At 71.8% G+C, this 13757-nt stretch carries 12 protein-coding genes; all 12 read left to right on the top strand.

Going from position 1 to position 13757, the window contains the following annotated elements:
- The first annotated feature begins 5 nt into the window (after positions 1-5).
- The 12 genes from ACWDR0_RS18900 to ACWDR0_RS18845 all read left to right on the top strand — a co-directional run bounded on the left by ACWDR0_RS18900 (position 6) and on the right by ACWDR0_RS18845 (position 13750).
- Entirely contained in the window at positions 6-1643 is a 1638-nt protein-coding gene (locus ACWDR0_RS18900; protein ID WP_456352827.1) for an acyl-CoA dehydrogenase family protein, read from the top strand.
- Positions 1644-1944: 301 nt separating this feature from the next.
- The gene (locus ACWDR0_RS18895) at positions 1945-3162 is read left to right on the top strand and encodes a GAF domain-containing protein (RefSeq protein ID WP_456352826.1); all 1218 of its coding nucleotides are present in this window, start codon (positions 1945-1947) and stop codon (positions 3160-3162) included.
- Positions 3163-3829: 667 nt separating this feature from the next.
- On the top strand, positions 3830-4396 hold the full coding sequence (locus ACWDR0_RS18890; RefSeq protein WP_456352825.1) for a GNAT family N-acetyltransferase: 567 nt from the start codon (positions 3830-3832) through the stop codon (positions 4394-4396).
- Positions 4397-5118: 722 nt separating this feature from the next.
- On the top strand, positions 5119-6816 hold the full coding sequence (locus ACWDR0_RS18885) for a nitrite/sulfite reductase (RefSeq protein ID WP_456352824.1): 1698 nt from the start codon (positions 5119-5121) through the stop codon (positions 6814-6816).
- Between the two features lie 88 nt (positions 6817-6904).
- Positions 6905-7093, top strand: a complete 189-nt coding sequence (locus ACWDR0_RS18880) for a hypothetical protein (protein WP_456352823.1) — start codon at positions 6905-6907, stop codon at positions 7091-7093.
- Positions 7090-7788: a phosphoadenylyl-sulfate reductase gene (locus tag ACWDR0_RS18875; RefSeq protein ID WP_456352822.1), complete on the top strand. Its 699-nt coding sequence runs from the start codon at positions 7090-7092 to the stop codon at positions 7786-7788. The genes ACWDR0_RS18880 and ACWDR0_RS18875 overlap by 4 nt, the downstream gene beginning before the upstream one ends.
- 61 nt (positions 7789-7849) lie before the next feature.
- Positions 7850-8383, top strand: a complete 534-nt coding sequence (cysC, locus tag ACWDR0_RS18870) for an adenylyl-sulfate kinase (protein ID WP_456352821.1) — start codon at positions 7850-7852, stop codon at positions 8381-8383.
- Positions 8380-9318: a sulfate adenylyltransferase subunit CysD gene (cysD, locus tag ACWDR0_RS18865; RefSeq protein WP_456352820.1), complete on the top strand. Its 939-nt coding sequence runs from the start codon at positions 8380-8382 to the stop codon at positions 9316-9318. Before cysC ends, cysD begins: the two co-directional genes overlap by 4 nt.
- A gap of 2 nt (positions 9319-9320) precedes the next feature.
- Entirely contained in the window at positions 9321-10700 is a 1380-nt protein-coding gene (locus ACWDR0_RS18860; protein WP_456352819.1) for a sulfate adenylyltransferase subunit 1, read from the top strand.
- Positions 10701-10904: 204 nt separating this feature from the next.
- Positions 10905-12011: an aliphatic sulfonate ABC transporter substrate-binding protein gene (locus tag ACWDR0_RS18855; RefSeq protein ID WP_456352818.1), complete on the top strand. Its 1107-nt coding sequence runs from the start codon at positions 10905-10907 to the stop codon at positions 12009-12011.
- Between the two features lie 31 nt (positions 12012-12042).
- Positions 12043-12849 (top strand): ABC transporter ATP-binding protein, encoded by an 807-nt coding sequence (locus ACWDR0_RS18850; protein WP_456352817.1) that lies wholly within the window; start codon positions 12043-12045, stop codon positions 12847-12849.
- Complete coding sequence (locus ACWDR0_RS18845; RefSeq protein ID WP_456352816.1) at positions 12836-13750, top strand: ABC transporter permease; 915 nt, start codon at positions 12836-12838, stop codon at positions 13748-13750. The genes ACWDR0_RS18850 and ACWDR0_RS18845 overlap by 14 nt, the downstream gene beginning before the upstream one ends.
- The last annotated feature ends 7 nt before the right edge of the window (positions 13751-13757 follow it).

The raw sequence follows: 13757 nt of genomic DNA, 5'->3' as shown, positions 1-13757 counted from the left end.
TCGGCATGGCGACCAGCACCCACACAGTGACCAACCAGGCTCCGCCCCTGGTGGGATACGACGTCTTCGGGTCCGACCGCGCTCTGGCCGAGGCGGTGGCCCGGCATGTCGGCACGGACCTGGCGGACACGGTCCGTACAGAGCTGACCGAACTGGGCACGGCGGCCGGTTCCGCCCAGGCACAGGAGTGGGGGGCGCTCGCCAACGAGTACGCCCCGAAGCTGCGGACGCACGACCGCTACGGCAACCGCATCGACGAGGTCGTGTTCCATCCGGCGTGGCACCGGCTGCTGGGCCGGGCCGTCGGCGCGGGGCTCACCGACGCCTGGGGACGGCCGTCCGGGCATGTCCGGCGGGCCGCGGGCTTCCTGGTGTGGACCCAGACCGAGGCCGGGCACGGCTGCCCGCTGTCGATGACGCACGCCGCCGTTCCGGCGCTGCGCGCGGACCCCGCGCTCGCGGCCGAATGGGAGCCCCGGCTGACCTCGCACGTCTATGCGCAGGAACTGCTGCCCGCGGGACGGAAGCCGGGCGCGCTGTTCGGCATGGGAATGACCGAGAAGCAGGGCGGCAGCGATGTCCGGACGAACACCACCCGTGCCGAGCCGCTGGCCGGCGACGCCGGGGAGTACGTCCTGACCGGGCACAAGTGGTTCTGCTCGGCGCCGATGTCGGACGGCTTCCTGGTACTGGCGCAGGCACCGGACGGACTGACCTGCTTCCTGGTGCCGCGGGTGCTGGCGGACGGCACCCGCAACGTGTTCCGCATCCAGCGGCTCAAGGACAAGCTGGGCAACCGGTCGAACGCCTCCGCGGAGGTGGAGTTCGACGGGACCTGGGCGCGACGGGTCGGCGAGGAGGGCCGCGGGGTGCGCACCATCATCGAGATGGTCGCGGCCACCCGGCTGGACTGTGTGCTGGGGTCGGCGGCACAGATGCGGCAGGCCGTGGCGCAGGCGATCCACCATGCGGCGTACCGCAGCGCCTTCGGCGGACCGCTGATCGACAAGCCGCTGATGCGGAACGTCCTGGCGGATCTGGCGCTGGAGTCGGAGGCGGCGACGGTCCTCGGGATGCGGCTGGCGGCGGCGTACGACTCCGGTACGGAGACGGACCGGGCGCTGCTGCGGCTCGCGGTGCCGGCCGCGAAGTACTGGGTGACCAAGCGGGCCACGCCGCTGGTGGGCGAGGCGCTGGAGTGTCTGGGCGGGAACGGGTACGTGGAGGAGTCGGGGATGCCGCGGCTGCTCCGCGAGGCGCCGCTGAACTCCATCTGGGAGGGCTCCGGCAATGTGCAGGCGCTGGATGTGCTGCGGGCGCTGACCCGGGAGCCCGGGGCGCTGGACGCCTATCTGCGAGAGGTGGGCGCGGCACGGGGCGCCGACCACCGGCTGGACGGGGCGGTCAAGGGGCTGCTGACGGAGCTGGCCGATCTGGAGGGCGCCGAGGGCCGGGCGCGGCGGCTGGTGGAGCGGCTGGCCCTGGTGCTCCAGGGGTCGCTGCTGGTGCGCTGGGCGCCGCCGGAGGTGGCGGACGCGTTCTGCGCCTCACGGCTGGGCGGCGACTGGGGGGCGGCCTTCGGCACGCTGCCGCGCGGTCTGGCGACGGGTGCGGTGGTGGAGCGGGCCCGGGCGGTGGTCTGAGCGGCGGGCCGGGCGGTGCCGCGGGCAGCGGCCGGGCGCGGGCCGGGCCCTGCGGCGACCGGCGGGCCACGGTGCACGGTCCCCGGTCAAAAGGGTTTGGCCGCCGTGGTTGCGGGGCCGGGCCGGAAAAGATGATCATGGCCGGGGTGGTGCTGCGCCGACACGGCACCACCCCGGACCCTGTACACCTTCGTACACCCGAGCACCCATTAGCGAGGGTTGCAGGGGGTTGCAACATGTCTGCGACCTATCGCCGCATCGCGGTACGCGCCCCGTACCGCACCGAGGAGGCCCCCGTTCCGTGCACAGGACGCCGATGGACCCGGCCGGACTCACCGCCATGGACCCGGCCGAGGCCGGGAGAGTGCTCAAGGGGATCCGGGAGGCCGTACTCGGCGGCCACCGGTCGGCGCAGGGCCCCCGTACGGAGATCGGCGACTCCTGGCAGCGGCTGCTGCGGTCCGGGCTCGACCCGGAGCGCGGCGGACGGGCCGGGCTGCTGCCGCGGGAGGAGATCGAGCGGCGGCGCGGCGAGTCCCCGCTGCGGGCTCTGCTGCCGGTGCTGCGGGAGGGGCTGGTGGGCGTCGCGGACGCGGCCCAGCACATCGTGACGGTCGCGGACGCCGACGGGAAGCTGCTCTGGCGCGAAGGCACGGCCGCGGTACTGCGCAAGGGCGACGCGCACGGCTTCGTGGTGGGCTCGGACTGGAGCGAGCCGCTGGCCGGCACGACCGCGATAGGCACGGTCCTGGTCGCCCGGCGACCGGTCCTGGTGCATGCGGCCGAGCACTTCGTGGCCGCGTACCACTCGTGGACGTGCGCCGGGGCGCCGGTCACCGATCCGCGGGACGGGCGGCTCCTCGGGGTCGTCAATGTCTGCGGGCCGCTGGGCACCGCGCACCCGACCACCCTGCCCCTGGTCACGGCCGTGACCCGGCTCGCCGAGGCACAGCTGCGGCTGGCCCATCTGACGGCGCTGGAGAAGCTGCGGGCGGTGGCGGCACCGCTGCTGGGCCGGATGGCCGGGCGGGCGGTGGTCACCGACGGGAACGGCTGGCCGGCGGCGGTGATCGGGATGCCGCCGCCGCAGGGGCGGCTGACGCTGCCCCGCCCGGCGACGGCGGGGCGGTACTGGATCCCGCCGCTCGGTACGGCGGATCTGGAGCCGGTGCCCGGAGGCTGGCTGATCCGGGTCACCGAACCGGGCGGCCCCGGGCCGGTCGCGAGAGTGGTGGTGGACCTGACCCGGCCGCCGCGCGCCTCCGCGACGGTGCACGGCGCGGCGGGCAGCTGGGTGCAGCAGCTCAGCCCGCGCCATGCGCAGCTCCTGGAGCGGCTCGCGGCCCACCGGGAGGGCCGGAGCGCGGCCCAGCTGGCGGCGGACCTGTTCGGCGACCCGACCCGGACGGTGACGGTCCGCGCGGAGATGTCCCGGCTGCGCCGCCAGCTCCCCCAGGTCCTGGCCAGCCGCCCGTACCGCTTCGCGGACTCGGTGGAGGTCGAGGTCCACCGGGGGTAGACCGGGGCCGGCGGGGCCGGTACGGGCGGTAGCGGTACGGGCGGTGGCGGTGGCCGGTCCGTAAACCGGCCGGTCATGGGCCGGCCGGACGGGACGGCGGGCTGTACGAACGGCGGTCCGCGCGAACGGCGGGGACGGGGGGACGGTACGGCGCCGGGGGCGATCACCCCGTCGGCCGTCCGGTCCGTCGGCCGTCCGGTCCGTGGGACGGCCGACCGGCGGGCGGGACGGGGCGGGCCCGGCCGCCGCCGTCACCATCCGGCGTACGCGCCTCCGAAGACATAAGTCCGTACGCGGGTCCGTACATGTGGCCCTATGCATGTGTCCGTATGCGCGTGTCCGTATGCAAAGGGGGGTCCTCACCATGCCCGGTGGAATCCCGCTCGCCGCCCCGGCCGTGGCAGCCGTCGTGGGCGCCCGGGCGCCGACCGTCCGGCGCCCCGGCCCCGCCGGGCGAACCGACGCGGCCGCAACTGCCCCCGGTGCGGCGGCTTCCGGGTCCGGACAGTGGTCTCCGACGACCGGCTGAACGGAATGCCGGAGTGGCGGGCGTGCGCCCGGGTCCGGCGCCCGGCGGCCCACAGCGCCTGAGCCCCGCCGGTCTTCGCAGGTCACCAGGGCACAACGGCACTACCGGGGCGGGGCCCGGCCGTGATTCCCTGGCCGCATGAGCATCGCCGTCACCACGTGGTCCCTCGAACAGACCTCGCCCGCCGATCTCCGGCCGTCCGCACCCGCGGGGCCCGATATCGCCGTCGTCCGGTCCCAGGTCCCGTCGCCCGAGTTCAGCCGCTTCCTCTACTCGGCCGTGGGCGGGGATGTGACCTGGACCGACCGGCTCGGGATGACGTACGCCGAGTGGGAGTCCGCGCTGAACCGCCCGGGCACCGAGACCTGGGTGGCGTACGAGAAGGGCACCCCCGCCGGATACGCCGAGCTCCAGGCACAGGACGACGGCGCGGTGGAGATCGTCTACTTCGGGCTGATCGCCGCGTTCCGGGGCCGCCGCATCGGCGGGCACCTGCTGACGTACGCCACCGCCCGCGCCTGGGACCTGGCGGACCGCTGGCCGGGGCTCACCCCGACGAAGCGGGTCTGGGTCCACACCTGCTCCAAGGACGGCCCGCACGCCATGGACAACTATCTGCGGCGCGGTTTCACGCTCTTCGACACGACGGTGGCGGAGGAGCCCGAGGTCCCCACACCGGGTCCCTGGCCGGGCGCCCACGGCTGATTCGGGGTTTCCGGGGTTTCCGGTAGCGAACGGGTACAGCCGGGGCGCTTCCGGACACCTCGCGCCAGTCCCCCTTACCCAGCAGTACTTCACCGCACTTCATCACGGTTCACAGCACATCGCGGCGCTCCGTGCCGGGCCCGACCTTCCGGGCATCACGGGCACGGCGGGCAGGGCATGACCGAGAGGGGCCGCGGGGCCGGGCCCGGCCCCGCGGCCCCTCTTCGCTCCCCCGTGACTCCCGGAGCCCCGGACCGCGCCGGCCCGCCCGGGCCCTTCGGCCCCCCGAGGTGACCGCCGCCACACTGTCTCATCCAACGAGATGAGAATGTCCAATATACGGATGATGGTGGACGCTCATCGGATCTGCGTGCCACGCTTCCGTCATGTCTCGGGTTGGAATTGCCTTGGTGAGTCGGCGGCACGTCGACCACGGCCGCATGTCCAGCGCCATCTGTCCCGCCTGCTGACAGTCCAGCCCAGCACCGTCGCCCGTACCGGTCGCCTCCAGCCGAGCAGCTCCCCCACCCGATCCGCCTCATCCGCTGATCCGCCTGTCTCGCTCCCTCCCCGCGTACCGCACGAACTCCGCCTGCACTCCGCCGTTCCACCCTGAACACCACCTGCTTCTCTCCGCACACCCGCACCCTGCGCACCGTCGCGTGGCCCGGCGCGTGTGCGGCTGTGAGCCGCCCTCCCGTTGCCTCGAAGGACACACCGCCATGGCCGCCACACCGGACAAGCCCGCCCCCGCCGCGTCGCGTCGCAAGACCGGACGTCACCGCGGCGAGGGACAGTGGGCCGCAGGCCATCTGACGCCGCTCAACGCCAATGAGCAGACCAAGAAGGACGACGACGGTCTCAATGTGCGGACACGCATTGAGACGATCTACGCCCATCGGGGTTTCGACTCCATCGACGGTGCCGACCTGCGCGGCCGGATGCGCTGGTGGGGTCTGTACACCCAGCGCAAGCCGGGAATCGACGGCGGAAAGACCGCGATCCTGGAGCCCGAGGAGCTGGACGACCGCTACTTCATGCTGCGGGTCCGGATCGACGGCGGACGGCTGACGACCCGGCAGCTCCGGGTGATCGGCGAGATCTCCCAGGAGTTCGCCCGCGGCACAGCCGACATCACCGACCGGCAGAACGTCCAGTACCACTGGATCCGGATCGAGGACATGCCGGAGATCTGGCGGCGGCTGGAGGCCGTCGGCCTCTCCACGGCCGAGGCCTGCGGAGACACTCCCCGGGTCGTCCTGGGCTCGCCGGTCGCCGGTATCTCCGCCGACGAGATCATCGACGGCACCCCCGCGATCGACGAGATCCAGCGCCGGATCGTCGGCAACAAGGACTTCTCCAATCTGCCGCGGAAGTTCAAGTCCGCGATCTCCGGATCGCCGCTGCTGGACGTGGCGCACGAGATCAACGACATCGCCTTCGTCGGAGTGAACCACCCCGAGCACGGCCCCGGCTTCGACCTCTGGGTCGGCGGCGGGCTCTCCACCAACCCCAAGATCGGGGTGCGGCTGGGCGCCTGGGTGCCGCTCGACGAGGTGCCCGATGTCTACGAGGGCGTCATCTCCGTCTTCCGCGACTACGGCTACCGCCGGCTGCGCAACCGCGCCCGGCTGAAGTTCCTGGTCGCCGACTGGGGTGCGGAGAAGTTCCGCCAGGTACTGGAGGACCAGTACCTGCTGCGCAAGCTGGTCGACGGGCCCGCGCCGGAGACCCCGCAGCAGCAGTGGCGCGACCATGTGGGCGTCCACCGCCAGAAGGACGGCCGGTTCTACGTCGGCTTCGCGCCGCGGGTCGGCCGGGTCGACGGCACCATCCTCACCAAGATCGCGGACCTGGCGGAAGCCCATGGCTCCGGCCGGGTGCGCACCACCGTCGAGCAGAAGATGCTGGTGCTCGACGTGGAGGAGGACCAGGTCGCCTCCCTGACGGAGGGGCTGGAGTCGCTGGATCTGCGGGTCACCCCGTCCCCCTTCCGGCGCGGCACGATGGCCTGCACCGGTATCGAGTTCTGCAAGCTGGCGATCGTCGAGACGAAGGCGCGCGGCGCCTCCCTGATCGACGAGCTGGAGCGCCGGATCCCCGAGTTCGACCAGCCGATCACCATCAACATCAACGGCTGCCCCAATGCCTGTGCCCGTATCCAGGTGGCGGACATCGGTCTCAAGGGCCAGCTGGTCCTCGACGACGAGGGCCGTCAGGTGGAGGGCTACCAGGTCCACCTGGGCGGCGCGCTCGGTCTCGAACCGGGCTTCGGCCGCAAGGTCCGCGGTCTGAAGGTGACCTCGGAGGGCCTCCCCGACTATGTGGAGCGCGTCCTGCGCCGCTTTCAGGAGGAGCGCGAGGACGGCGAGCGCTTTGCTACTTGGGCGGCTCGCGCTTCGGAGGAAGCGCTGTCGTGAGCGGCGCACGCGCGGCCACCGGGCCGCAGGGAACGACGAAAACCGCACCTCTGCGCCGCGCGGGCGGAGAAGCGAACGGGGTTGCGGGATGAGTGAGCGGGCGGCGCCCTTCTACTGCCCCTACTGCGGGGACGAGGATCTGCGCCCCTCCGAGCAGGGGCACGGTGCCTGGGAGTGCGCGAGCTGCAATCGGGCGTTCCAGCTGAAGTTCCTCGGGCTGCTGGCCCGGGGGCTGCGTCAGGACGGGCGCGGCGACGGGGGAGAGGACGCGATATGACGGTCACGGAGACCGGGGACCTACGCGAACTGGCGGAGCGCGCCGGGCGCGAGCTGGAGGACGCGCCCGCGCTCGCGGTGCTCTCCTGGGCGGTCGAGACCTTCGGCGGCCGGTTCTGCGTCACGTCCTCCATGGAGGACGCGGTGGTCGCGCATCTCGCGTCCCGGGCCGCCCCGGGGGTGGATGTCGTCTTCCTCGACACGGGCTACCACTTCCCGGAGACCATCGGTACCCGGGACGCCGTCGAGGCGGTGATGGACGTCAATCTGATCACCCTCACCCCGCGGCAGACCGTCGCCGAGCAGGATGCCGAGTTCGGCCCGGCTCTGCATGACCGCGACCCCGACCGCTGCTGTGCGCTGCGGAAGGTGCGGCCGCTGGAGGAGGGGCTCGCGGGGTACGACGCCTGGGCCACCGGGCTGCGCCGCGACGAGTCCCCGACCAGGGCGAACACCCCTGTGGTGGGATGGGACGAGCGGCGGCGGAAGGTGAAGGTCTCACCGATCGCGCGCTGGACCCAGGACGACGTGGACGCCTACGTCGCCGAGCACGGAGTACTGACCAACCCTCTGCTGATGGACGGGTACGCCTCCGTGGGCTGCGCCCCCTGCACCCGCCGGGTGCTGGCGGGCGAGGACGCCCGGGCCGGCCGCTGGGCCGGGCGTGCCAAGACGGAGTGCGGACTGCACGGCTGACCGCCTGCGGCCGACCGGCGGCCTGGAGCCGCCGCACTGACGACGAATCGGGAGAGATGACATGACCGGGGCCACGATCTGGCTGACCGGCCTGCCGAGCGCCGGCAAGACCACGATCGCGCACGAGGTCGCCGGGCGGCTGCGCGCCGGGGGACGGCGCACCGAGGTGCTCGACGGCGACGAGATCCGCGAGTTCCTCTCGGCGGGTCTGGGCTTCAGCCGGGAGGACCGCCACATCAATGTGCAGCGGATCGGTTTTGTCGCCGAGCTGCTGGCCTCGCACGGGGTGACCGTGCTGGTGCCGGTGATCGCGCCGTACGCGGACAGCCGGGAGGCGGTTCGCAAGCGTCACCGGGCCGCGGGCACCGCTTTTGCCGAGGTCCATGTGGCGACCCCGGTCGAGGTGTGCTCGGAGCGCGATGTGAAGGGGCTGTACGCCAAGCAGGCCGCGGGCGAGATCAGCGGGCTGACCGGGGTGGACGACCCCTACGAGGCTCCCGAGTCGCCGGATCTGCGGATCGAGTCGCAGGACCAGACCGTGGCCGAGTCCGCGGACGCGGTCTGGGCGCTGCTGGCCGAGAGGGGTCTGCTGTGAGTACCGGGACGGGAGCGGGCCAGGGCCTGAACGACAGCCCGTACGCGCTGTCGCACCTGGACGCGCTGGAGTCGGAGTCGGTGCATATCTTCCGGGAGGTGGCGGGCGAGTTCGAGCGGCCGGTGATCCTCTTCTCCGGCGGCAAGGACTCCATCGTGATGCTGCATCTGGCGCTGAAGGCGTTCGCGCCGGCGCCGGTGCCGTTCACGCTGCTGCACGTGGACACCGGGCACAACTTCCCCGAGGTGCTGGAGTACCGCGACCGGGTGGTGGCCCGGCACGGGCTGCGGCTGCATGTGGCGTCGGTGCAGGACTACATCGACCGCGGGGTGCTGCGGGAGCGCCCGGACGGCACCCGCAATCCGCTCCAGACGCTGCCGCTGACCGAGCGGATCGCGGCGGAGCGGTTCGACGCGGTCTTCGGGGGCGGGCGGCGCGACGAGGAGAAGGCCCGGGCGAAGGAGCGGGTGTTCTCGCTGCGGGACGAGTTCTCGCAGTGGGATCCGCGCAGGCAGCGCCCCGAGCTGTGGCAGCTGTACAACGGCCGGCACGCGCCGGGCGAGCACGTCCGGGTGTTCCCGCTCTCCAACTGGACCGAGCTGGATGTCTGGCAGTACATCGCCCGGGAGAAGATCGAGCTGCCGGAGATCTACTTCGCCCATGAGCGCGAGGTGTTCCGGCGCGGCGGGATGTGGCTGACCGGCGGCGACTGGGGCGGCCCCGCCGAGACCGAGCAGGTGGAGCGCCGCACGGTGCGCTACCGGACGGTGGGCGATATGTCGTGCACCGGTGCCGTCGACTCGGACGCCACCACGCTGGAAGCGGTGATCGCGGAGATCGCGGCGTCCCGGCTGACGGAAAGGGGCGCCACCCGCGCGGACGACAAGATGTCCGAAGCGGCGATGGAGGACCGCAAGCGGGAAGGCTATTTCTGATCATGACATCCACCGACATCACCGGTGACGGAAGCGCGGCGGAGGCCCTCCTGTCGGCGACGACGCTGCTGCGGTTCGCCACCGCCGGTTCGGTCGACGACGGAAAGTCGACCCTGGTGGGGCGGTTGCTGCACGACTCCAAGTCGGTGCTGACCGACCAGCTGGAGGCCGTCGAGCACGCCTCGCGCAGCCGGGGTGCCGAAGGGCCGGACCTGGCGCTGCTGACCGACGGTCTGCGGGCGGAGCGCGAGCAGGGCATCACCATCGATGTGGCGTACCGCTACTTCGCGACGCCCCGCCGGCGGTTCATCCTGGCCGATACGCCGGGACATGTGCAGTACACCCGGAACATGGTGACCGGCGCCTCCACGGCCGATCTGGCGGTGGTGCTGGTGGACGCCAGGAACGGGGTGGTGGAGCAGACCCGGCGCCATGCGGCCGTGGCCGCTCTGCTGCGGGTCCCGCATGTGGTGCTCGCGGTCAACAAGATGGACCTCGTGGAGTACGCGGAGGAGGTGTTCGCCGCGATCGCCGGGGAGTTCACCGCGTACGCGACGGCCCTGGGCGTACCCGAGATCACCGCTATCCCGATCTCCGCGCTGGCCGGGGACAATGTGGTCGAGCCCTCGGCGGTGATGGACTGGTACGGCGGTCCGACCGTGCTGGAGCATCTGGAGACGGTCCCGGTGAGCCATGATCTGGCGGCCTGCCATGCCCGGCTGCCGGTCCAGTACGTGATCCGGCCGCAGACCGCGGAGCACCCGGACTACCGGGGTTACGCGGGCCAGATCGCGGCGGGCGCGTTCCGTACCGGGGAGGCGGTGACCGTGCTGCCCGGCGGGCGGCGCACCACCGTCAAGGGGATCGACCTGCTGGGCGAGGCGGTGGACGTCGCCTGGGCCCCGCAGTCGGTGACCCTGCTGCTGGCGGACGACATCGACGTCTCGCGCGGTGATCTGATCGTGCCGAGCGACGACGCGCCGGCCACCACCCAGGACGTGGAGGCCACGGTCTGCCACGTCGCCGACCAGCCGCTCACCGTCGGGCACCGGGTGCTGCTGAAGCACACGACCCGCACGGTGAAGGCGATCGTCAAGGAGATCCCGGCCCGGGTGACCCTCGACGACCTCTCGCACCATCCGGAGCCGGGGCGGCTGGCCGCCAACGACATCGGCCTGGTGAAGGTGCGGACCGCCGAGCCGGTCGCGCTGGACTCCTATGCGGACTCCCGGCGTACGGGCTCGTTCCTGCTGATCGACCCGGCCGACGGCACCACCCTGGCCGCCGGTATGGCCGGGGAGTCGTTCGCCACCACCGACCGGTCCGCCGCCGCGGCGGACCCCGACGCCCTCACGGGCAATGACGCGGAGTGGGATTTCTGATGACCGACGTATTCGCCACCTTCGCCAAGGAGGGCGGCCGGGTGGGCAGCGGCACCCTCGGCGCCGGGTCGGGAGGTGTCGCCCGATGTGCGCGATGACCCGACTGCCGATCCGTGCCCGCTGGAAGCGAAGACCCACCACGACCGCCGTCCCGGCCGCGCCGTCAAGGCGTGGACGCCGGGGCTTAAGAAAGGACACCCTCGCGTGCCTGCCACCCGTACCACCCTGCGCCGCTCGATCACCGCGGCCGCCGCGCTGCCCCTGCTGATCGGCTCCCTCGCCGCCTGCGGCTACGGCTCCGAGTCCGACGACGAGAAGACCGCCCCGGCCGCCAAGGGGAAGAAGCTCTCCGCCGACACCGTCCGCCTCGGCTACTTCCCGAATCTGACCCACGCCACCGCTCTCGTCGGTGAGCAGGAGGGTCTCCTCCAGAAGGAGCTGGGCGGCACCCAGATCAAGTCGACCACCTTCAACGCCGGCCCCTCCGAGATCGAGGCCCTGAACGCGGGCTCCATCGACATCGGCTTCATCGGTCCCTCCCCCGCCATCAACGGCTTCACCAAGTCGAAGGGGAAGAATCTGCGGATCGTGGCCGGTTCGGCGTCCGGCGGTGTGAAGCTGGTGGTGAACCCGGCGAAGATCAAAACCCTCGACGACCTCAAGGGCAAGAAGATCGCCACCCCGCAGCACGGCAACACCCAGGACGTCGCCTTCCTCAACTGGATAGCCGAGAAGGGCTGGAAGACCGACGCCCAGAGCGGCAAGGGCGACGTCTCCGTGGTCCGCACCGACAACAAGATCACCCCGGACGCCTACAAGTCGGGCTCCATCGACGGGGCGTGGGTGCCGGAGCCGACCGCGTCGCGGCTGGTGAGCCAGGGTGCGAAGGTGCTGCTCGACGAGTCCACCATCTGGCCGGACAAGAAGTTCGTCATCACCCATGTGATCGTCTCCCAGAAGTTCCTGAAGGACCACCCGGACGTGGTGGAGGCGTTCGTCCGCGGCACGGTCAAGACCAACGCCTGGATCAACGCCAACCCGGACAAGGCGAAGGCGTCGGCGAACGCCAAGCTGAAGGCGCTCAGCGGCAAGGAGCTGCCCGCCGACATCCTCAACGGCGCCTGGCCGTCCATCCAGTTCCTGGACGACCCGCTGGCCTCGACCCTCCAGAAGCAGGCGGACCACGCGGTGAAGGCCGGACTGCTGGAGAAGCCCGACCTGGCCGGCATCTACGACCTCGGCATCCTCAACAAGGTGCTGAAGGCCCAGGGTGGCGCCGAGGCCGCCGACGCCGGACTCGGCGTCAAGTAAGCCGTACGCACGTTCCCAGGAGGTGACGACCATGGCCAGCACCACGGTGACCAAGGACCGGACGGCGGCCGGTACCGGGACGGACCCGGCCGGATACGCGGCCCGTATCGAGCACGTATCGAAGTCCTTCACAACGCCCGCGGGACGGCAACTCGTCCTCGACGACATCAGTCTGGATGTCGCCCCGGGCGAGTTCGTCACCCTCCTGGGGGCGTCGGGCTGCGGCAAGTCGACGCTGCTCAATCTGGTGGCGGGGCTCGACCGGCCCTCTGCCGGGTCGATTCGGACCCCCGGCGGGCGGCCCGCCCTGATGTTCCAGGAGCACGCCCTGTTCCCGTGGCTGACCGCGGGCAAGAACATCGAACTCGCGCTGCGGCTGCGCGGGGTACCCAAGTCCGAGCGGCGCCCCGAGGCGGAGCGGCTGCTGGAACTGGTCCGGCTGTCCGGCGCCTACCGGAAGCGGGTGCACGAGCTGTCGGGCGGTATGCGGCAGCGGGTGGCGCTGGCCCGGGCGCTGGCGCAGGACAGCCAGCTGCTGCTGATGGACGAGCCGTTCGCGGCGCTGGACGCGATCACCCGTGACGTCCTCCACGAGGAGCTGACCCGGATCTGGCGGGAGACCGGCAGCTCGGTGCTCTTCGTGACCCACAACGTCCGTGAGGCCGTGCGGCTGGCCGAGCGGGTGGTGCTGCTGTCGTCGCGGCCCGGGCGGATAGCCCGGGAGTGGACGGTCGGCATCGAACAGCCGCGCCGAATCGAGGACGCGGCCGTGGCCGAGCTGTCCGTCGAGATCACCGAAGAACTGCGGGGGGAGATCCGCCGACATGGCCAGCACTGAGACGCCGTCGTCGACGAAGGAACGGTCGGGGGACGGGGGGAGAACGCACGATCTCGCCGGTCTGGGGGCGGGGCTCGACGCCCTGGAGACCTCGGAGACCGGCCGGGCGTCGGTTCGGGAGGTCCTGCTGACGAAGGTGGTGCCGCCGCTGACCGCGGTGGCGCTGGTCATCGCGGTCTGGCAGACCCTGGTGTGGGCGAAGGTCACCGACGAGGGCAGCCTGCCGGCTCCGTCCGCGGTATGGGACAGCCTGTCCGACCTCTGGATGCGGGGCACCCTGCTGGAGGTCGTCTGGACGAGTGTCTCCCGCGGTCTGCTGGGCTTCCTGCTGGCCCTGGCGATCGGTACCCCGCTGGGACTGCTGGTGGCCCGGGTGAAGTTCGTCCGGGCGGCGATCGGGCCGATCCTCTCCGGTCTCCAGTCGCTGCCTTCGGTGGCGTGGGTGCCGCCGGCCGTGATCTGGCTCGGACTGAACAACCAGATGATGTACGCGGTGATCCTGCTGGGCGCGGTGCCGTCGATCGCCAACGGACTGGTGTCCGGTGTCGACCAGGTACCGCCGCTGTTCCTGCGGGCCGGCCGCACCCTGGGCGCCACCGGCCTCAAGGGCACCTGGTACATCGTGATGCCGGCCGCCCTGCCGGGCTATGTGGCGGGGCTCAAGCAGGGCTGGGCGTTCTCCTGGCGGTCCCTGATGGCGGCGGAGATCATCGCCTCCTCGCCGGATCTGGGCCTCGGCCTGGGCCAGTTGCTGGAGAACGGACGGAACAACTCCGATATGCCCGGGGTGTTCCTGGCGATCCTGCTGATCCTCGTCGTCGGTATCGCCATCGACCTGCTGATCTTCAGCCCGCTGGAGCGCGCGGTCCTCCGGGGCCGCGGTCTCCTCGTCAAGAACTGAGCCACGC

The sequence above is a fragment of the Streptomyces sp. NPDC003691 genome, assembly GCF_053981115.1.
Note: the sequence above shows the minus strand (reverse complement) of the source record. Positions and strands in the feature narration are given on the sequence as shown.